Source organism: Paracoccus sp. (in: a-proteobacteria), from assembly GCF_030604785.1.
Classification (GTDB): domain Bacteria; phylum Pseudomonadota; class Alphaproteobacteria; order Rhodobacterales; family Rhodobacteraceae; genus Paracoccus.
On record NZ_JAUVVF010000036.1, the window covers coordinates 1 to 18458 of the forward strand.

The window sequence follows — 18458 nt, forward strand, 5'->3', positions numbered from 1 at the left end:
CCCGGAATTCGAACGGATGCTGGTGCGCTCGGGCATCCGGCTTTACAAATACTGGTTCTCGGTCACGCAGGAGGAACAGCGCCGCCGCTTCACGGCACGCGCGACCGATCCGCTGAAGCGCTGGAAGCTGTCGCCCATCGACAAGGCCAGCCTCGAGAAGTGGGACGATTACACCGAGGCGAAGGAGGCGATGTTCTTCTACACCGACACCGCCGATGCGCCCTGGACGATCGTGAAGTCGAACGACAAGAAGCGCGCGCGGCTGAACTGCATGCGGCACTTCCTGTCCACGCTGGACTATCCCGGCAAGGACCCTGCGATCGTGCAATCGCCCGACCCGCTGATCGTCGGCCCTGCCAGCCATGTCGTCCACGGCGCCACCCATCTGCTGGCCGCGCCCCCTGCGCCCGAGGCGGCGCCCGCGCCTGCCGCGCCAAGGCCGCGCCGCCGCCGCACGCCGCGCCCGGCTGCCTTCGAATCCAGCCGCTATCCCTATCCGCACCGGATGGCGCGCCGCCCCTACGAGGCCGAGAAGGCCCTGCTTCAGGCAGAGCTGCTAAAGGTGCAGATCTGGGCGCAGGAGACGGGGCAGAAATTCGTCATCCTGTTCGAGGGCCGCGACGCTGCGGGCAAGGGCGGCACGATCAAGCGCTTCAACGAACATCTCAACCCCCGTTTCGCCCGCGTGGTCGCCCTGAACAAGCCGACCGAGGAAGAACGCGGCCAGTGGTATTTCCAGCGCTATGTGCAGCATCTGCCGACCTCGGGAGAAATGGTCTTCTACGACCGCAGCTGGTACAACCGCGCCGGGGTCGAGCGCGTGATGGGGTTCTGCACGCCGAACGATTATCTGGAGTTCATGCGCCAGGCGCCGGAATTCGAACGGATGCTGGTGCGGTCGGGGATCCGGCTCTACAAATACTGGTTCTCGGTCACGCAGGACGAACAGCGCCGCCGCTTCGTCGCGCGCGAGACCGATCCCCTGAAGCGCTGGAAGCTCAGCCCGATCGACAAGGCCAGCCTGGGCAAATGGACCGAATACACCGAGGCCAAGGAGGCAATGTTCTTCTACACAGACACCGCCGATGCGCCCTGGGTCATCGTCAAGTCGAACGACAAGAAGCGCGCGCGCCTGAACTGCATGCGCCATTTCCTGTCCACGCTGGATTATCCTGACAAGGACCCGCAGATCGTTCAGGCACCCGACCCGCTGATCGTGGGTCCGGCCAGCCACGTCGTCCACGGCGCCACCCATCTGCTGGCCGCACGATCAGACGGTGCCTGACACGCAGCCCGTGCCGCGCTGGCGCCGAGGTGATTTGCCTTGCCCAGGCTGTGCCTGCTAAGGGCTGCGGTGACAGGAGGGCACAGGCGCGATGACCCGACGGGCGATGAACAGGTTTGCACGCTATCTGCTGGTTCTGGCGCTTTCGCTGGCGCCCTTGGGCGCGGCGGCGCATCCGCATGTCTTCATTGATGCCGGGCTGCGGCTGATTTATGACGATGGCGGCAAGCTGTCCGAGATCGAGGTCGAATGGCGCTATGACGCCTTCTATTCGCTGCTGATCCTCGAGGATCACGGCATCCGTCCCGTTGCCGGGGGGCGCCTTGCGGACGAGGATGCCGCCCGGCTGGCCGGGTTCGACTGGGATTGGGACCCTGCCTTCGAGGGCGCGCTCTATCTGACGGTCGAGGGGCGGCGGATGCCCTTGCAGCAGCCCCGCAGCTTCAGCGTCGCGCTGGAGGACGGGCAGATCGTCTCGCGCCACCGCCGGGCGCTGAGCGCGCCGGTTCCGGGCGAGGCAGAGACCATCATCCAGGTCTACGATCCGGAATTCTATGTGGATTTCAGCGTCCCGCAGCCGCCGGTGACGTTCGGCCGCCCTGATTGCCGGGTCGGTCTGCGGCCCGGCGATTCCTATGCCGCCGCCGATGCCTATGCCGCCGCCCTGCGCGAGGCGCTGGCGCGCGAACTGGCCGCCGCCTCGCTGCTGGACGAGGAGATGGTCACCGTGGATATCGGTTCGGTCGGCGCGCCCGAGATGCGCGTCGCCTGCGGGGCCGGCCGATGAGCGCGCCCGAACTGCGCCCCGCCGCAAGCGGGCTTCGCCGCGTCCTGGCGCTGACCGGGCTGGCCGCGGGGTTGGTGCTGATGGCGCTGTGGCTGAGCGGCGGGCTGTCGGGCATCGCCGCATGGGCCGCCGCCGGCCAGAGGCAGGCGCAGAACCTGATGGCCGGGGCGCTGCAATCGCTGCGCGCGGGCGATCCGGGCGCGGCCGCCACGCTGCTGGCCCTGTGCTTCGGCTACGGCTTCTTTCACGCGGCGGGGCCGGGGCATGGCAAGCTGGTGATCGGCAGCTACGGCTATGGCAGCCAGGTGCCGTTCGGGCGGCTGGCGGTCCTGTCGGTGATGTCCTCGCTGGCGCAGGCGGGGACGGCGATCCTGCTGGTCTGGCTGGGCCTGGCGGCGCTGGATCTGGGCCGCGAGGAGCTGACGCGCCTGTCCGAACGCCACATGGCCGATCTGGCGACGGTGCTGATCGGGCTGGTCGGGCTGTGGCTGGCCTTGCGCGGCGCGCGGATGCTGCGCGACGTGGCGCGGCCCGCCCCGGCGCATGACCACCACCACCATGACCAGACCTGCGGTTGCGGCCATGCCCACGGGCCAAGCCCCGTGCAGGTCGCGCAGACGCGATCCTTCCGCGACGGGCTGCTGGTCGTCATGGCCATCGCTGCCCGGCCCTGCACGGGTGCGCTGTTCCTGCTGCTGCTGACATGGCGGATGGAGATCTTCGCGATGGGCGTCGCGGGAACGGTGGCGATGGGGCTTGGCACGGCCTCGGTCACGGTGGCCGTCGCGGGCCTGTCGGTCTGGGCGCGGCGCGGCAGCCTTGCGCTGGTGCCGCAGACGGGGCCCTTCGCGGCGGCGGCGCGCTGGATGCCGGGCGCGATGCAGCTGGGCGCGGGCGCACTGATCGCGCTGGCCGCGGCGCTGATGCTGGTCTGATCCGGCGTCGCCGTGACGCGGCGTCCTGCCGCAGGCGGGCAGGGTGCGGTTTGATGCAGGTCAAGGTGACACATCTGGCCCCGCGCTAGACCGGAGAGGCGCAACAGGAGCCCTCTCATGTCTCGGTCAACCGAGCCGCTGGACACGCCCAGCCTTTATGCCGCCCGCGAGCCGATCTTCCCCAAGCGGGTCTCGGGGCGGTTCCGCAACCTGAAATGGATCGTCATGGCGGTGACGCTGGCGATCTATTACGTCACGCCGTGGATCCGGTGGGATCGCGGCCCGGCCATGCCCGACCAGGCGGTTCTGGTCGATCTGGCCAGCCGGCGGTTCTTCTTCTTCTGGATCGAGATCTGGCCGCACGAATTCTATTTCGTCGCGGGCCTTCTGGTCATGGCGGGGCTGGGTCTGTTCCTGTTCACCTCGGCGCTTGGCCGGGTCTGGTGCGGCTATGCCTGCCCGCAGACCGTCTGGACCGACCTCTTCATGACCGTCGAGCGCTGGATCGAAGGCGACCGCAACGCCCGCATCCGCCTGCATCGCGCGCCCTGGTCCTGGGCCAAGGCGCGGCTGCGGCTGGTCAAATGGACCACATGGCTGCTGATCGCGCTGGCGACGGGCGGGGCCTGGGTCTTCTATTTCACCGATGCGCCGACCTTGGCGCGCGATCTTGTGGCGCTGGATGCCCATCCCGTCGCCTGGATCACCATCGCCATCCTGACTGCGACGACCTTCTTCTTCGGCGGCTTTGCACGCGAACAGATCTGCATCTATGCCTGCCCCTGGCCGCGCATCCAGGCCGCGATGATGGACGAGGACACGCTGACCGTCGCCTATCGCGACTGGCGCGGAGAGCCGCGCGGCAAGGCCGCGCCCGACAGCGCGCGCGGCGATTGCATCGACTGCATGGCCTGCGTGAATGTCTGCCCCGTGGGCATCGACATCCGCGACGGCCAGCAGCTTGAATGCATCACCTGCGCCCTGTGCATCGATGCCTGTGACGAGATCATGGACCGCACGGACCGCCCGCGCGGCCTGATCGGCTACATGGCCCTGCGCGACGAAGAGGCCGAACGCGCGGGCAACCCGCCGCGCCCCTTGATCCGCCACGTCCTGCGCCCGCGCACGCTGCTCTATTTCACGCTGTGGTCCGCGATCGGCGTCGGGCTGGCCGTGGCGCTGGTCATGCGCTCGGCGGTCGATCTGAACGTCTCGCCGGTCCGGAACCCGCTTTACGTCACGATGTCGGACGGCTCGATCCGCAACGCCTACGAATTGCGGCTGCGCAACAAGCAGCACGAGGCACGCCGCTACATCGTCACCGTCAGCGGCGCGGGCGCCGAGACGCTGATCGTCGCCGTCGAGGGCGAGGATCATCCCAGCCTGCTGGTCCCCGCCGATCAGACCCTGACCCGGCGAGTCTATGTGACCGCCCCGGCCGGCACCACGCTGGCGGCTACCCCCTCGGCGCCGATCACGCTTGGCGTCACCGACAGCGACGGACCCGCCCGCAACGAGGTCGAGACCGTCTTTCACGGAAGGAGCAGATGATGAAACGCGAACTCACCGGCAGGCACGTCCTGGGCATCGCCATCCTGGCCTTCGGCACGATCATCGGCGTGAACCTTGTCCTTGCCTACAGCGCCGTCAGCACCTTTCCGGGCCTCGAGACCAAGAGCAGCTACATCGCCTCGCAGCATTTCGACCGCCAGCGCGCGGCCCAGCAATCGCTTGGCTGGAATGCCAGCCTTGAGATCGAGGGCGGTCGCGCGGTCCTGCGCATCGTCGATCAGCAGGGCGCGGGCGTCTTTCCCGAGACGCTGACGCTGCAATTGCGCCGCCCGACCCACCAGCGCGACGACATCCGCCCCCCGTTGACCCCCGAGGCGCTTGGCCGCTGGTCGGCCCCCGCCGATCTGGCGCCGGGCAACTGGAACGCGGATATCGAGGCCGTGGACCGCGACGGCACGCTGTTCCGCCAGCGTCTCTATCTGGTCGTGGGGCAGGGGGGCTGAGATGACCGACCTTTCCGCGGGTTATGCGCCCCGTATCAGCGCCTGCCCGGCCTGCGAGGCGGCGCCGCTGGCGCAGCGTGTCGCCTCGCGGGCCGAGGCGCCCGCCAATGCCGCCCTGATCCTGTCGCTGCCGACTGCGCATTGCGCGCTGTGCATCACCCAGGTCGAGGACGCGCTGACGGCCCATCCGGGCGTCCGGTCTGCGCGCGTGAATCTGACGCTGCGCCGCGTCACGGTCGATGCGCCGGGCCTGAGCGCCGATGACCTGATCCCGGTCCTGGCGGGCATCGGCTACGAGGCGCACGAGCTTGACCCTGGCGCCCTGGCCGCGACCACCGCCGACCGCGTCGGGCGCGACCTGCTGATGCGGATCGGCGTGTCGGGCTTCGCGATGATGAACATCATGATCCTGTCCGTCGCCGTCTGGTCGGGGGCCGAGGCCGCCACGCGCGACCTGTTCCACTGGATCAGCGGCGCCATCGCGCTGCCCACGGTGGCCTTCTGCGGTCAGCCCTTCTTCGCAAGCGCCTGGACCTCGCTCAAGGCACGGCGGCTGGGCATGGACGTGCCCATCTCGCTGGCGCTGATCCTCGCCAGCGCGATCAGCGTCTTCGAGACCGCCCATTCCGGCCATCACGCCTATTTCGACGCCGCGACGATGCTGTGCTTCTTCCTGCTGATCGGGCGTTATCTCGACTATCGGACCCGCGCCATCGCGCGGTCGGCGGCCGCCGAACTGACCGCGCTGGAAGTGCCGCGCGCGATCCTTCTGCGCGACGGGGTCGAGGAAACCGTGCCCGTCGCCGATCTGCGGCCGGGCGATCTGATCCGGGTGCGCCCGGGCGGCCGCATCCCCGCCGACGGCGAGATCACCGAAGGCGCCTCGGAAATCGACCGCGCGCTGCTGACCGGCGAGACGCTGCCCGTGCCCGCCCGGCCCGGCATGATCCTGTCGGCGGGCGAGGTGAACCTGACCGGCCCGCTGGTCATCCGGGTGACGGCGGCGGGGCGCGACAGTTCGCTGGCGCGGCTGACCGCCCTGGTCGAGGCCGCCGAAAGCGCACGCGGGCGCTATACCTCGCTGGCCGAGCGCGCCTCGCGCGGCTATTCGCCCGCCGTCCACGCGCTGGCCTTCGCCAGCTTCGCGGGCTGGTTCTGGGCCTCGGGCGATCTGCGGCTGGCGGTGAACATCGCGGCGGCGGTGCTGATCATCACCTGTCCCTGCGCCCTGGGTCTGGCCGTGCCCGCCGTGGCCACGTCGGCCTCGGGGCGGCTGTTCCGGCGGGGGCTTCTGATCAAGGACGGGACCGCGCTGGAACGTCTGGCCGAGGTCGATACGGTTGTCTTCGACAAGACCGGCACGCTGACCATGGGACAACCGCAGCTTGTGCGGGCCGATCTGCCGCAGGAGTTGCGGCCGGTGGCGCTGGCCTTGGCCGAAGCATCCTCGCATCCCCTTGCGCGTGCATTGGCCGTAGGAATGGAGGGCGTCGAACCGGCGGCGCTGGAGCGGGTGACCGAGCGTCCGGGTCAGGGCGTCGAGGCGCTGTGGCAGGGACAGCGCGTCCGTCTGGGCCGGGCCGACTGGCTGGGTGCCGCCGATGACGAGGGCGGGGCCATGCTGTCCAGCTGGCTGGCCATCGACGGGCAGAGGCCCTTCCGGCTGGAATTCACCGACCGCCTGCGCCCAGGCGCCGGGGAATGCGTGGCCCGGCTGCGCGCCGAGGGAAGGCGCGTGATCCTTCTGTCCGGGGATCGCCCGGCCGCCGTTGCCCATCTGGCCGACGAATTGGGCATCAGCGAATGGCATGCCGGAATCAGCCCCACCGGCAAGGCCGATCTGGTCGGACGCCTGTCGGACGAGGGGGCCAGGGTGCTGATGGTCGGCGACGGCCTGAACGACACGGCGGCGCTGGCGCGGGCCCATGCCTCGATTTCGCCCGCCTCGGCGCTGGATGCTGCGCGCGTGGCAAGCGACATGGTCCTGACCGGAAAGGATCTACTGCCAGTTGCAGAGGCAGTTGCGGTAGCCGAACGGGCAACTCGCCGTATACGGGAGAATTTCGCTATATCTTTCGGCTATAATGTCGTTGCTGTTCCTATAGCCCTGGCGGGTTTTGCCACGCCGCTCATCGCGGCTCTGGCGATGTCCATCAGTTCCATCACCGTGACGCTGAATGCGCTGCGGCTCAATCGTTGAAAGGCAAAGACCCATGGACGTCCTGACCATGCTCATCCCCGTATCGCTCGGCCTCGGCGCGATCGGTCTGACCGCGTTCGTCTGGGCGCTGAGGACACATCAGTTCGAAGACCCGCACGGCGACGGAGAGCGCTTCCTGAGCACCCGTTGGGATGACGAGCCGCGGCCCGACTAGGATCGCAGCCCAAGCTGGCGCAGCAGCGCCTGCATCTGCGGACCCATGGCGCCATTGGCCGCGAACAATGTTGCCTGGGACCGCAGGATCGGCTCTGCCTCGAGGATGCGCAGGTTGTTCGCCCTGAGCGTCTCGCCCGACGAGGTGATGTCGGCAATCGCCTCGGCCGTCTGGTTGGCGATGGTGCCCTCGGTCGCGCCCTGGCTGTCGACAAGCTGGTAATCCGCAACCTCATGCGCCGAAAGCCAGGCGCGCACCAGCCGGTGATACTTGGTCGCAATCCGCAGCCGGAAGCCGTGCTCGGCGCGGAAATCGCGGGCAATCGCGGCGAAATCGTCCAGATCGCGGCAATCGCGCCAGCATTCCGGCACCGCCAGGATCAGATCGGCATGGCCGAAGCCCATCGGTGCGACCTCGGTGACGACATCGCGCCAGCCGGCCAGTTTCTCGCGCACCAGGTCGGTGCCGGTCACGCCCAGCTCGATCCGCCCTCCCGCAAGTTCACGCGGGATCTCGCCCGCCGACAGCAGCACCAGCGAAACGCCCTCGGCCCCCTCGACCCGGCCCGCATAATCGCGGTCGGACCCCGCCCGCGACAGGCGCAGCCCGCGCGCGGCGAACCATTCGAAGGTCTGTTCCATCAGCCGCCCCTTGGACGGCACCCCCAGCCGGATCATGCCAGCCCCTCCAGTTCGGCCAGCAGGCCCGGGCGCACGATGCCGCCCACCGCCGGGATCGCGCGGCCCCGGCCCAGCACGCGGGTCAGCGCGTCATAGCGCCCGCCCGAGGCGACCGGGGGCCAGCCCGCGCGGTCGGCCAGGAAGCTGAAGGTGAAGCCGTCGTAATACTCCATCGTGCTGCGCCCGTGGCTGGCGTCGAAGATCACGCCGCCCAGATCGATCCCGCGCGCGGCGATGGCCTGCATCCGCGCCTCGATCCGCGCGACGGCGGGGGCGATGGCGGGCATGTCCTCGGCCAGTTCGCGCAGGGCGGGCAGGGCCTCGGGGGCGGGGGCGCGCAGGGCGAAAAGCCGGGCCAGACGTTCGGACCAGACCGGGGCAAGAGGGGGCACGGCGGCATCGGCGCGCAGCCGCACGATCCGCCGCGTCATCTCGGCCTCGCCGCGCAGCCCGGCCCATGGCACGGTCGCCTCGGGGAAATCGCGCGCGGTGGCGGGGACCGAGAAGCGGTCAAGCAGGCGGGCGAAGCGGCGCGGCCGCCAGAGATGGTGCAACAGCGCCTCGGATCGCGCCTCGGTCAGCGGAAGCCCCCGGATCGCGTCCAGCATCAGCCCCATATCGCCCGTCTCGGCGCGCAGTCCGTAGCGGGCCAGAACGTCGTGAAACAGCGCAAAGACCTCGGCATCGGCGGCGGGGTCGCGGCTGAACAGCTCGAAGCCGCATTGAAGGTATTCGCTGTCACGCGGCTTTTCGGGCCGTGTCTCGCCGATATCCTGCTTGCGGAAGACCTCGCCCAGATAGCAGTAGCGGGCGGGTTCGGCCCCATTGGTCATGTGCGCCTGCACGACCGGGACGGTAAAGTCGGGGCGCAGCATCATCTCGCCCCGGATCGGGTCGGCGGTGACATAGGCGCGGGCGCGGATATCCTCGCCATAAAGGTCCAGCAGGTCGCCTGCGGGCAGCAGGATGTCGGGTGCGATCTCCTGCGCGCCCGCCTCGCGGAAGCGCGCCAGAACGCGTTGGCCCAAAGCCTGCTTGTCGCGCTTGGGTGTCATCCGATGATCCGCCGGACTTCCGCGACCAGATCCTCGCGCGCGACCTCGGTCTGGGCGGGCTGGGACTTCCATTCCTCGACCGATGCCTCGGCCGCGATCTTTGCCCCGAGGATCAGGTCCTTGACCTGCACGACGCCGCGCAGAGCCTCGTCGCCGCCCTGGATGATGGCTACCGGAGCGCCGCGTTTGTCGGCGTATTTCAGCTGGTTGCCGAAGTTCTTGGGATTGCCCAGATAGACCTCGGCGCGGATGCCTGCGGCGCGCAGTTCAGCCGCCATGGCCTGATAATCGGACATGCGGTCGCGGTCCATGACGGTCACGACGACCGGCCCCGCAGCCTCGGCGCCCGCCATCCCCTTGGCGCGCAGGGCGGCCAGTAGACGGTCAACGCCGATGCTGACGCCGGTGGCGGGGACTTTCTGGCCGGTGAAGCGTTCGACCAGCCCGTCATAGCGGCCACCGCCCGCGACCGAGCCAAACTGCCGCTTTCGGCCCCTTTCGTCGAGGATCTCGAAGGTCAGCTCGGCCTCGAAGACCGGGCCGGTATAGTATCCCAGACCCCGGACGACCGAGGGGTCGATGACGGCGCGATTCTCGGCCACACCCATCGCGGCCAGCATGTCGGCCATCTCTCGCAATTCGGTCACGCCCTGCTGGCCGATTACCGACGCTTGGACAGCCGCTTCGAGATTTGCCAGTGTCGCTCTGTTGTTGTCCCCGCGAGCGGTGAGGAATGCGATTACCGGCTCGATCTGCGACGGCGACAGGCCGATGCCGTCGATGAACGCGCCGGATTCGTCTTTTCGGCCCGACCCCAGCAGTTCACGAACACCGGAAACCCCGACTTTGTCGAACTTATCGATCGTCCGAAGCACCGCGTTTCGCTGATCTTCGAGGGTCGGATTTCCATCGATCAACGTTGCGCCGATGAAATCATCATCGTCGAAAACCGCTTCGAGGACACCCTCAAGCACCTTGCGGTTGTTGATCCGCACCAGATAATCGCCGCGCGCGATGCCCACCGATTCCAGCGCGTCGGCCAGCATGGCGCAGATTTCCGCATCCGCCGCGACCGAGGCCGCGCCGACCGTATCCGCATCGCATTGATAGAACTGCCGGAACCGGCCCGGCCCCGGCTTCTCGTTGCGCCAGACCGGACCCATCGCATAACGGCGATAGGGGCTGGGCAGGTCGTTGCGATATTGCGCCGCGACGCGCGCCAGAGGCGCGGTCAGATCATAGCGCAGGGCCAGCCAGTCCCCCGACCCGCCCCCCGGCACCGCCTCTTCCTGCCAGGCGAAGACGCCGGCATTCGGGCGGTCCACATCGGGCAGGAACTTGCCAAGCGCCTCGACCGTCTCGACGGCGCTGGTTTCCAGCGGATCGAAGCCGTGGCGATGATAGACCTCGGCGATGCGGTCCAGCATGGCCTTGCGCTCGGTCACGTCCGCGCCGAAATAGTCGCGGAAGCCCTTGGGCGTCTCGGCCTTGGGTCGGGGCTGTTTCTTGAGGTCTTTCGCCATGGTCTTGTTGCCTTTACGGGGCCAAATCCGCGCCTGCTCTAACGGAAGGGGACGACATGGACAAGAACGCAGACCGACTGACCGCGTTGGAGGAAGGTCTGGCTCATCTGACGCGCGCCACCGACGATCTGTCCGAGATCGTGGCGCGCCAGGATCTGCTGATCGCGCGGCTGGCGCGGCGGCTGGACCTGCTGATGGAGGCCGAGGCGCAGCGTCAGGCCGATACGGGCGGCACCATCCCGTTGGCCGACCAGCGCCCGCCGCATTACTGAGCGGGTTCCTCGCGACGCCGTTCCGGCGCTGGCGGGCGCCCGCGACCGGGCCCGGCCCGACAAAGCGGCTTTCCCCGCCCGGCCCGATGCGCTAGAGGCAGAGCGAAAAAACTGCGGAACGGAAGGATCGTTCATGGCCAATGTGGTGGTAGTCGGCGCACAATGGGGCGACGAGGGCAAGGGCAAAATCGTTGACTGGCTCTCGGAACGCGCCGATGTGATCGCCCGCTTTCAGGGCGGCCATAATGCCGGCCATACGCTGGTCATCGGCGAAAGGGTGTTCAAGCTGTCGCTGCTGCCCTCGGGGATCGTGCGCGAGAACAAGCTGGCCGTGATCGGCAACGGCGTCGTGCTGGACCCCTGGGCGCTGTTTTCGGAAATCGACAAGCTGGCCGCGCAGGGTGTCGCCATCTCGACCGAGAACCTGATGATCGCCGAGAACACGCCGCTGATCCTGCCGCTGCACCAGGATCTGGACAAGTTGCGCGAAGAGGCCGCGGGCAAGGCCAAGATCGGCACGACCGGCCGCGGCATCGGCCCTGCCTACGAGGACAAGGTCGGCCGCCGCACGATCCGCGTGGCCGATCTGGCCGACGAGGAGACGCTTGAATCGCGGCTCGACCGGCTGCTGGCCCATCACGACGCGCTGCGTTCGGGCCTTGGCGCGACGCCGATCGACCGGGCCGATCTGAAGGCCCGCCTGATGGAGATCGCACCCAAGCTGCTGCCCTATGCCCAGCCCGTCTGGAAGATCATGGCCGATGCCCGCAAGGCCGGCAAACGCATCCTGTTCGAGGGCGCGCAGGGCTCGCTGCTGGACATCGATTTCGGCACCTATCCCTATGTCACGTCGTCCACGACCATGTCGGGCATGGCGGCCTCTGGCACCGGGATGGGGCCGGGCGCGATCGGTTTCGTTCTCGGCATCGTCAAGGCCTACACGACCCGCGTGGGCGAGGGGCCCTTCCCGACCGAGCTGCACGACGCGGACGGCCAGCGCTTGGGCGAGCGGGGGCATGAATTCGGCACCGTCACCGGGCGCAAGCGCCGCTGTGGCTGGTTCGATGCGGTTCTGGTGCGTCAGACCTGCGCCATCTCGGGCGTGAACGGCATCGCGCTGACCAAGCTCGACGTGCTGGACGGGTTCGAGACGCTGAAGATCTGCGTCGGATACGAGATCGACGGCAAGCGTTACGACTACCTGCCCACGGCGGCGGCGCTTCAGGCCCGCGTGACCCCCATCTACGAGGAGATGGAAGGCTGGCAGGAATCGACCGAGGGCGCGCGCAGCTGGGCCGACCTGCCGGCTGCGGCGATCAAGTATGTGCGCCGCGTCGAGGAACTGATCCAGTGCCCTGTCGCGATGCTGTCGACCAGCCCAGAGCGCGACGATACGATCCTGGTGACGGACCCGTTCGCGGACTAGATTGCGTCCCGCAACGCCGGGGGACGTCCCGTCCCCCGGACCCCCTGGGGCGCCGCCCCCGGCCAAGACAGGAGGGATGATGGAACTGAAGACACGCAAGCGGCTGTCGCTGCTGGTTCTGGTCGTGCTGATGCCGCTTTATGTAGTCGCGGCGGTCACGATGATGAACTGGCTGGACGCGCAATTCGGCCGCCAGCCCATCCTGATCGAGGTGCTGGTCTATCTGGCGCTTGGCGTCCTGTGGGCCTTGCCCTTCCGGCGCGTCTTTCGCGGCGTCGGCAAGGGGGAATGACGCCGCCGCTGCTGACCGTGCCGGGCGGCGTGACGCTGGTGGGCGGCGGGGCGCTGTCGCCCGGCGAGATGCGGGCCGCGCTGGCCCGCGCCCCGCATCTGGTCGCCGCGGACGGCGGTGCCGACCGGGCGCTGGCTTTGGGCGCGGTGCCCGATCTTGTGATTGGAGACCTCGATTCGCTCGGGGCTGAGGCGCGGGAGCGGATCGCGGCCGAGCGCATCCACCACATCCCCGAGCAGGACAGCACCGATTTCACCAAATGCCTGCGCCGGATCGACGCGGGGTTCGTTCTGGCGGTGGGCTTTCTAGGCGGGCGGCTGGATCACGGCCTTGCCGCCCTGACCAGTCTTGTGGCCGAAGCGCGGATGCCCGTCATCCTGATCGGGGCCGAGGATGTCGTCTTCCTGGCCCCCCCGGCGCTGGATCTGGCGCTGGAGGCGGGAACGCGGGTGTCGCTCTGGCCGCTCGGGCCGGTGCGGGGGCGCAGCCTCGGGCTGGAATGGCCCATCGACGGGCTGGATTTCGCGCCGGGGGGGCGGGTCGGCACGTCTAACCGGGCACTTGGCTCGGTCAGCCTGCGGTTGGACGGCCCGATGCTGGTGATGCTGCCGCCGGATTGCCTCGACGCCGCGCTGGACGCGCTCGGCCTGCGCAGCGCCTGAGTGTCGCTCCACAGAGGCAGGTGGTTGTCGCAAGGCGGTCTCTGCCCTATGTCTCGGACGAACCCTAGGAGGCTCTACGCATGTCGCTGAACCCGATCCGGCCCTGGCGCAATATCGAGCGGCGCAAGTCGCGCCAGATCATGGTCGGCAACGTGCCGGTGGGGGGCGACGCCCCGATCAGCGTCCAGACCATGACCAATACGGACGGCCATGACGTGAAGGCGACGCTGGCGCAGGTGATTGCCGCCGCCGAGGCCGGGGCCGACATCGTGCGGATCAGCGCGCCGGATCAGGAGACGACGCGCGCCTTGCGCGAGATCTGCCGCGAAAGCCCGGTGCCAATCGTGGCCGATATCCATTTCCACTACAAGCGCGCCATCGAGGCGGCCGAGGCGGGCGCGGCCTGCCTGCGGATCAATCCGGGCAATATCGGCGATGAAAGCCGCGTGCGCGAGGTGATCAAGGCCGCCAAGGATCACGGCTGCTCGATCCGGATCGGGGTGAATGCCGGTTCGCTGGAGCGTCATCTGCTGGAAAAGTATGGCGAGCCTTGCCCCGGTGCGATGGTGGAAAGCGGGCTCGACCACATCAAGATCCTGCAGGACAACGACTTCCACGAATTCAAGATCAGCGTGAAGGCCTCGGACGTGTTCCTGTCGGCGGCCGCCTATCAGATGCTGGCCGAAGCGACCGACGCGCCGATCCATCTGGGGATCACCGAGGCGGGCGGCTTCGTCGGCGGCACGGTGAAGTCGGCCATCGGGCTGGGGAACCTGCTGTGGATGGGGATCGGCGACACGATCCGCGTCAGCCTGTCGGCCGATCCGGTGCAGGAGGTGAAGGTCGGTTTCGAGATCCTCAAATCCCTTGGCCTGCGGACGCGCGGCGTGCAGATCATCAGCTGCCCCTCCTGCGCACGGCAGGGCTTTGACGTGATCAAGACCGTCGAGGCCCTGGAGCAGCGGCTTGAGCACATCAAGACGCCCATGTCGCTTTCGATCATCGGCTGCGTGGTGAACGGGCCGGGCGAGGCGCTGATGACCGATCTGGGCTTCACCGGCGGCGGGGCGGGCAGCGGCATGGTCTATGTGGCCGGCAAGCAGAGCCACAAGATGTCGAACGAGCAGATGATCGACCACATCGTGCAGCTGGTCGAGGAACGCGCCCAGAAGCTGGAAGCCCAGGCCAACGCGCCCGCGGCGGCCGAGTAGCGTTGCGTCCCGCGACGGCCGGGGGCGCTCGCGCCCCCCGGACGCCCCGCCGCGTGCCCGAGGATCAGCCGCCCGTATGGCTCATGTGGCGGGTCATCTGGCCTGCGACGCGCTGGCGGGAATAGTCGAAATCGTGGCCCTTGGGCTTGCGGGCGATGGCGGCGCGGATCGTCTCGCGCAGGAGTGCGTCGTCGGGGCTGGCGCGCAGGGGCGCGCGCAGATCGGCATTGTCCTCTTGCCCGAGGCACATGAACAATTCACCCGTGCAGGTGACGCGCACGCGATTGCAGCTTTCGCAGAAATTATGCGTCAAGGGCGTGATGAAGCCGATCTTCTGTCCCGTCTGGGCCAGCCGGACATAGCGCGCGGGCCCGCCGCTGCGTTCGGCCAGATCGATCAGGTCGAACCGCTCGGCCAGCCGGGCGCGCAGGTCCGACAGGGGCCAGTACTGATCCAGCCGCGCGCCGTCACCCGCCTCGCCCACGGCATCAAGGCCCAGATCGCCCATCGGCATGACCTCGATGAAGGTCAGGTCATGCCCCTCATCCCCGCACCAGCGGACCAGATCGAAAAGCTCGGCCTCGTTCACGCCCTTCAGCGCGACGGTGTTGATCTTGACCCGCAGACCGGCGGCGCGTGCGGCGGCTATCCCCTCCAGCACCTGCGGCAGGCGGCCCCATCGCGTGATCGCGGCGAAGCGGTCCGGATCCAGCGTGTCGAGCGAGACATTCACCCGCCTGACCCCGCAATCGACCAGTTCCGAGGCATGGCGGGCCAGCTGGCTGCCATTCGTCGTCAGGGTCAACTCGTCCAGGCCGGTGCCCAGATGGCGCGACATGGCGCGGAAGAAACCCATGATGCCGCGCCGGACCAGAGGTTCGCCCCCCGTGATGCGCAGCTTGCGCACGCCAAGCCCGACGAAGGCCGAGCAGAGACGGTCCAGCTCTTCCAGGGTCAGCAGTTCGGCCTTGGGCAGGAATTGCATGTGTTCGGCCATGCAATAGACGCAGCGGAAATCGCAGCGATCGGTCACCGAGACCCGCAGATAGGTGATGGGCCGGGCGAAAGGGTCGATCAGGGGCGCGGGTTGGGGCATCCCGCGAAGGTAAGCGCGCCAAGGCGGGCGCGCAAGGCCGGGATCGGGGCGCGGGGACTTGCCGGTCACGGCCCCGTCACGGTGCTGTCGGTGGACGCTGGCGCACGACGGGTCTAGGCTGGCCCGACATCATCGACAAGAGGCGCCCATGTCCCGTGTAACGCTCTGCCTGATCCTGCCCGCGCTGCTGGCCGCCTGCGCCCCCGGCACCCTGACCGGGCGACCCGGCACCGCGCCCGCCTCGGCCCCCGCAGGCGCGCCCACGCCCGAGGCCGTCGCCGCAGCGACCGCCATCACCCGCGCGCCCTCCCCGCGTCCCGCCGCGCGCGCCACGGCTGCGCAGCTGGACACGACGACCGCGGAACAGCGCGCCGCAGCCGCCCGCCCGGCCGAACGGACAGAGACCCGGCTGGGCACCACCGTCGGCTCGCTCGGCAACCCCTCCGAGGCCGGGTTCTGGATCCGCACGCCCCTGGTCACGGAACGCGCGATGGGTCGCATCGTGAACCCGGCCAACGGCAAGTCGGCGCAGGTCGAGCTGATCCCGCTGACATCGGGCGGCTCGGGCAGCCAGGTCTCGCTGTCTGCGATGCAGCTGCTGGGCGTGCCGCTGACCGATCTGCCCCGGCTCGAGGTCTATCGTTCCTGACCGTCGGGCGTACCGCGCGCCTCGATCGCGCGACGCGCCTCGGCCAGGGCATGAGGCTTCATCTGCGGCCCATGCGTCGCGATGAAGGCCGCGACCGCGTCGGGGTCGCGCGGAGCAAGCGTCCGCAGCCAGACCGCGACGGCCTGCTGGACAGCGCCATGGGGATCGGCGGCCAGCCGCGCGGCCCAGTCATGGGCGCGCAGGCGGGCGGCTTGGTCCGCGTCTTTAGGATGCGGCATCTTGGCGAAGGGCAGGGCCGAGGCCAGCGCCACCCGCCGGATCCAGGGATTGGTGGCCTCGAGCCAGGTCTCGGCCTCGTCCAGCCGGGCGGGATCGGCGGCGACGCGCTTTTGCAGCGCGGTCGCCACAGCGTCGGCCAGTGCCGCGCCGTCCAGATCGGGCAGCCAGCCGGTCAGCATCTGCCAAACCGGCTGATCGGCCGCGACCCGCGCCTGCGCCAGCAGGCGTGGGGCGATCATCCGGGTCTCGTGCAGATCGGCCTGCCACAGGGCGGCCGACAGGGCCAGCCGCGCCTCCAGCGGGCGCAGCCGCCATGCCGCGACCTGCTCGGCCATCTGGGCGGGCGTCAGGCCCAGTGTCTCGCGCCCGCTCTTATGCCGGCCCGCCTCGCGCGCGGCGCGGTCCGGGTCGGCCATGGCGCGCAGGGCCTCGATCTCTTGCATGGTTCACCTCGTCTTGAACCCGTCTTCTAACGCGCGGAAGTCCCCTGTCACAAGAAGCCCCAAGAAGATGGTGGCACGCCTTCGGTGGTAGCGGTAAAAGACCCGCGAAAACACGAGGGATCCCATGTCGCATTCAACCGAACCCCGCCCGATGACCTCTCGCGCCTCAGGCCCGCTGACGGGCGAGGCGCAGGTGCCCGGCGACAAGTCGATCAGCCACCGTGCCCTGATCCTCGGCGCGCTGTCGGTGGGCGAGACGACGATCACCGGCCTGCTGGAAGGGCAGGACGTGCTGGACACCGCCGCCGCCATGGCCGCGTTCGGCGCCCAGGTCGAACGGGTGGGGCCCGGCGCGTGGTCGGTCCATGGCGTGGGCGTGGGCGGCTTCGCCGAGCCGCAATCCGTGATCGATTGCGGCAATTCCGGTACCGGCGTGCGGCTGATCATGGGCGCGATGGGCACGACCCCGATCACCGCGACCTTCACCGGCGATGCCAGCCTGTCGCGCCGGCCGATGGCGCGCGTGACCGATCCGTTGCAGCAATTCGGCGCCCGGATCACCGCACGCGAGGGGGGCCGCCTGCCCATCACCATCGAAGGCGCCGCCGACCCGCTGCCGATCCGCTATCGCAGCCCGGTGGCCAGCGCGCAGATCAAGTCGGCGATCCTGCTGGCGGGCCTTAACGCGCCCGGCGAGACGGTCGTGATCGAACCCGAACCCACCCGCGACCATTCCGAACGCATGCTGGCGGGCTTCGGCGCCACGATCCATGCCGAGACCACCGTCGAGGGCCATGTCGTCACGCTGCAAGGCCGCCCCGAACTGCGCGCCCAGCCCGTCGCAGTGCCGCGTGATCCCTCCAGCGCGGCCTTCCCGGTCGCGGCGGCGCTGATCGTTCCGGGCTCGGACATCCTTGTGCCGGGGGTCAGCCGCAACCCGACCCGCGACGGGCTTTACGTCACGCTGCTGGAAATGGGCGCGGACATCACCTTTGAGAATGAGCGCAGCGAGGGGGGCGAGCCGGTGGCCGATCTGCGCGTGCGCCACAGCCGCCTGACGGGGGTTGAGGTTCCCGCCTCGCGCGCGGCCAGCATGATCGACGAATTCCCGATCCTGTCGGTCGTGGCGGCCTTCGCCGAGGGCAAGACCGTGATGAACGGCGTGGCGGAACTGCGCGTGAAGGAAAGCGACCGTATCGACGCCATGGCCCGCGGGCTCGAGGCCAACGGCGTCCGCATCGAGGAAACGCATGACAGCCTGACCGTCCACGGCGCCTCGGGCGTGCTGGGTGGCGGGCGGGCGGTCACGCATCTGGACCACCGGATCGCCATGTCTTTCCTGATCCTGGGCCTTGCCGCCGACCAGCCGGTGGGCATCGACGATGCCGGGCCGATCGTCACGTCCTTCCCCGATTTCGTGCCGCTGATGACCCGCCTTGGCGCAAGCTTCGCCGAGGCGTGATCACGCCATCGGGGATAGAACGGGCCGGGGCGTTGCGCCCCGGCGCCACC

General features: G+C 69.0%; 19 protein-coding genes and 1 pseudogene. 15 read left to right on the forward strand and 5 right to left on the reverse strand.

Features of this window, described 5'->3' with window-relative positions:
- Positions 1-16: 16 nt before the first annotated feature.
- From QAR72_RS11895 to ccoS, 8 genes and pseudogenes are all read left to right on the forward strand, one after another.
- Positions 17-250: pseudogene (locus QAR72_RS11895) on the forward strand (polyphosphate kinase 2); the annotation flags it as partial.
- A 135-nt stretch (positions 251-385) separates the two neighbouring features.
- Positions 386-1285, forward strand: a complete 900-nt coding sequence (ppk2, locus tag QAR72_RS11900; RefSeq protein WP_442953579.1) for a polyphosphate kinase 2 — start codon at positions 386-388, stop codon at positions 1283-1285.
- 106 nt (positions 1286-1391) lie between these two features.
- On the forward strand, positions 1392-2072 hold the full coding sequence (locus QAR72_RS11905) for a DUF1007 family protein (protein ID WP_304617596.1): 681 nt from the start codon (positions 1392-1394) through the stop codon (positions 2070-2072).
- Positions 2069-3007 (forward strand): nickel/cobalt transporter, encoded by a 939-nt coding sequence (locus QAR72_RS11910; protein WP_304617597.1) that lies wholly within the window; start codon positions 2069-2071, stop codon positions 3005-3007. The genes QAR72_RS11905 and QAR72_RS11910 overlap by 4 nt, the downstream gene beginning before the upstream one ends.
- A 117-nt stretch (positions 3008-3124) precedes the next feature.
- Positions 3125-4558 carry a cytochrome c oxidase accessory protein CcoG gene (gene ccoG / locus QAR72_RS11915; RefSeq protein WP_304617598.1) on the forward strand — a complete coding sequence of 478 codons (1434 nt, stop codon included), beginning with the start codon at positions 3125-3127 and terminating at the stop codon, positions 4556-4558.
- Complete coding sequence (locus QAR72_RS11920) at positions 4558-5022, forward strand: FixH family protein (RefSeq protein ID WP_304617599.1); 465 nt, start codon at positions 4558-4560, stop codon at positions 5020-5022. Before ccoG ends, QAR72_RS11920 begins: the two co-directional genes overlap by 1 nt.
- Position 5023: 1 nt before the next feature.
- Entirely contained in the window at positions 5024-7222 is a 2199-nt protein-coding gene (locus QAR72_RS11925; RefSeq protein ID WP_304617600.1) for a heavy metal translocating P-type ATPase, read from the forward strand.
- A gap of 13 nt (positions 7223-7235) precedes the next feature.
- The gene (gene ccoS, locus QAR72_RS11930) at positions 7236-7397 is read left to right on the forward strand and encodes a cbb3-type cytochrome oxidase assembly protein CcoS (RefSeq protein ID WP_304617601.1); all 162 of its coding nucleotides are present in this window, start codon (positions 7236-7238) and stop codon (positions 7395-7397) included.
- Here the strand turns inward: ccoS and hisG are convergent.
- The 3 genes from hisG to hisS are packed head-to-tail and all read right to left on the reverse strand — an operon-like array spanning position 7394 to position 10655.
- A complete protein-coding gene (gene hisG, locus QAR72_RS11935) occupies positions 7394-8074 on the reverse strand; it encodes an ATP phosphoribosyltransferase (RefSeq protein WP_304617602.1) in 681 nt (226 codons plus the stop codon). The two genes, ccoS and hisG, sit on opposite strands and share 4 nt — an antisense overlap.
- Positions 8071-9132: an ATP phosphoribosyltransferase regulatory subunit gene (locus QAR72_RS11940; protein WP_304617603.1), complete on the reverse strand. Its 1062-nt coding sequence runs from the start codon at positions 9130-9132 to the stop codon at positions 8071-8073. The genes hisG and QAR72_RS11940 overlap by 4 nt, the downstream gene beginning before the upstream one ends.
- Positions 9129-10655, reverse strand: coding sequence for a histidine--tRNA ligase (hisS, locus tag QAR72_RS11945; protein WP_304617604.1), 1527 nt, complete (start codon positions 10653-10655; stop codon positions 9129-9131). Before hisS ends, QAR72_RS11940 begins: the two co-directional genes overlap by 4 nt.
- A 56-nt stretch (positions 10656-10711) precedes the next feature.
- Here hisS and QAR72_RS11950 point away from each other — a divergent pair, with 56 nt between their 5' ends.
- From QAR72_RS11950 to ispG, 5 genes are all read left to right on the forward strand, one after another.
- Positions 10712-10927, forward strand: a complete 216-nt coding sequence (locus tag QAR72_RS11950; protein WP_304617605.1) for a SlyX family protein — start codon at positions 10712-10714, stop codon at positions 10925-10927.
- A 133-nt stretch (positions 10928-11060) separates the two neighbouring features.
- Positions 11061-12353, forward strand: coding sequence for an adenylosuccinate synthase (locus tag QAR72_RS11955; RefSeq protein WP_304617606.1), 1293 nt, complete (start codon positions 11061-11063; stop codon positions 12351-12353).
- A 79-nt stretch (positions 12354-12432) separates the two neighbouring features.
- Positions 12433-12645, forward strand: coding sequence for a DUF2842 domain-containing protein (locus QAR72_RS11960; RefSeq protein WP_304617607.1), 213 nt, complete (start codon positions 12433-12435; stop codon positions 12643-12645).
- Positions 12642-13307 carry a thiamine diphosphokinase gene (locus tag QAR72_RS11965; RefSeq protein ID WP_304617608.1) on the forward strand — a complete coding sequence of 222 codons (666 nt, stop codon included), beginning with the start codon at positions 12642-12644 and terminating at the stop codon, positions 13305-13307. The genes QAR72_RS11960 and QAR72_RS11965 overlap by 4 nt, the downstream gene beginning before the upstream one ends.
- A gap of 80 nt (positions 13308-13387) precedes the next feature.
- Positions 13388-14518, forward strand: a complete 1131-nt coding sequence (ispG, locus tag QAR72_RS11970; RefSeq protein WP_304617609.1) for a flavodoxin-dependent (E)-4-hydroxy-3-methylbut-2-enyl-diphosphate synthase — start codon at positions 13388-13390, stop codon at positions 14516-14518.
- Positions 14519-14582: 64 nt separating this feature from the next.
- Here the strand turns inward: ispG and moaA are convergent, their stop codons facing one another.
- The gene (gene moaA / locus QAR72_RS11975) at positions 14583-15614 is read right to left on the reverse strand and encodes a GTP 3',8-cyclase MoaA (RefSeq protein ID WP_304617610.1); all 1032 of its coding nucleotides are present in this window, start codon (positions 15612-15614) and stop codon (positions 14583-14585) included.
- A 148-nt stretch (positions 15615-15762) separates the two neighbouring features.
- On the opposite strand from moaA, the gene QAR72_RS11980 reads away from it, so the two are divergent.
- Positions 15763-16263: a hypothetical protein gene (locus QAR72_RS11980; protein WP_304617611.1), complete on the forward strand. Its 501-nt coding sequence runs from the start codon at positions 15763-15765 to the stop codon at positions 16261-16263.
- On the opposite strand, the gene QAR72_RS11985 is transcribed toward QAR72_RS11980, so the two are convergent.
- Positions 16251-16946: a DNA alkylation repair protein gene (locus QAR72_RS11985; protein ID WP_304617612.1), complete on the reverse strand. Its 696-nt coding sequence runs from the start codon at positions 16944-16946 to the stop codon at positions 16251-16253. The genes QAR72_RS11980 and QAR72_RS11985 overlap by 13 nt on opposite strands.
- 124 nt (positions 16947-17070) lie before the next feature.
- Here QAR72_RS11985 and aroA point away from each other — a divergent pair, with 124 nt between their 5' ends.
- Positions 17071-18408 (forward strand): 3-phosphoshikimate 1-carboxyvinyltransferase, encoded by a 1338-nt coding sequence (aroA, locus tag QAR72_RS11990; RefSeq protein ID WP_304617613.1) that lies wholly within the window; start codon positions 17071-17073, stop codon positions 18406-18408.
- Positions 18409-18458: the final 50 nt, after the last annotated feature.

Excerpts from the sequence above, each read along its gene's own strand:
- QAR72_RS11905 (WP_304617596.1), top strand. The coding sequence starts at position 1,392 with ATGAACAGGTTTGCACGCTATCTGCTGGTTCTGGCGCTTTCGCTGGCG.
- QAR72_RS11910 (WP_304617597.1), top strand. The coding sequence starts at position 2,069 with ATGAGCGCGCCCGAACTGCGCCCCGCCGCAAGCGGGCTTCGCCGCGTC.
- ccoG (WP_304617598.1), top strand. The coding sequence starts at position 3,125 with ATGTCTCGGTCAACCGAGCCGCTGGACACGCCCAGCCTTTATGCCGCC.
- QAR72_RS11920 (WP_304617599.1), top strand. The coding sequence starts at position 4,558 with ATGAAACGCGAACTCACCGGCAGGCACGTCCTGGGCATCGCCATCCTG.
- QAR72_RS11925 (WP_304617600.1), top strand. The coding sequence starts at position 5,024 with ATGACCGACCTTTCCGCGGGTTATGCGCCCCGTATCAGCGCCTGCCCG.
- ccoS (WP_304617601.1), top strand. The coding sequence starts at position 7,236 with ATGGACGTCCTGACCATGCTCATCCCCGTATCGCTCGGCCTCGGCGCG.
- hisG (WP_304617602.1), bottom strand. The coding sequence starts at position 8,074 with ATGATCCGGCTGGGGGTGCCGTCCAAGGGGCGGCTGATGGAACAGACC.
- QAR72_RS11940 (WP_304617603.1), bottom strand. The coding sequence starts at position 9,132 with ATGACACCCAAGCGCGACAAGCAGGCTTTGGGCCAACGCGTTCTGGCG.
- hisS (WP_304617604.1), bottom strand. The coding sequence starts at position 10,655 with ATGGCGAAAGACCTCAAGAAACAGCCCCGACCCAAGGCCGAGACGCCC.
- QAR72_RS11950 (WP_304617605.1), top strand. The coding sequence starts at position 10,712 with ATGGACAAGAACGCAGACCGACTGACCGCGTTGGAGGAAGGTCTGGCT.
- QAR72_RS11955 (WP_304617606.1), top strand. The coding sequence starts at position 11,061 with ATGGCCAATGTGGTGGTAGTCGGCGCACAATGGGGCGACGAGGGCAAG.
- QAR72_RS11960 (WP_304617607.1), top strand. The coding sequence starts at position 12,433 with ATGGAACTGAAGACACGCAAGCGGCTGTCGCTGCTGGTTCTGGTCGTG.
- QAR72_RS11965 (WP_304617608.1), top strand. The coding sequence starts at position 12,642 with ATGACGCCGCCGCTGCTGACCGTGCCGGGCGGCGTGACGCTGGTGGGC.
- ispG (WP_304617609.1), top strand. The coding sequence starts at position 13,388 with ATGTCGCTGAACCCGATCCGGCCCTGGCGCAATATCGAGCGGCGCAAG.
- moaA (WP_304617610.1), bottom strand. The coding sequence starts at position 15,614 with ATGCCCCAACCCGCGCCCCTGATCGACCCTTTCGCCCGGCCCATCACC.
- QAR72_RS11980 (WP_304617611.1), top strand. The coding sequence starts at position 15,763 with ATGTCCCGTGTAACGCTCTGCCTGATCCTGCCCGCGCTGCTGGCCGCC.
- QAR72_RS11985 (WP_304617612.1), bottom strand. The coding sequence starts at position 16,946 with ATGCAAGAGATCGAGGCCCTGCGCGCCATGGCCGACCCGGACCGCGCC.
- aroA (WP_304617613.1), top strand. The coding sequence starts at position 17,071 with ATGTCGCATTCAACCGAACCCCGCCCGATGACCTCTCGCGCCTCAGGC.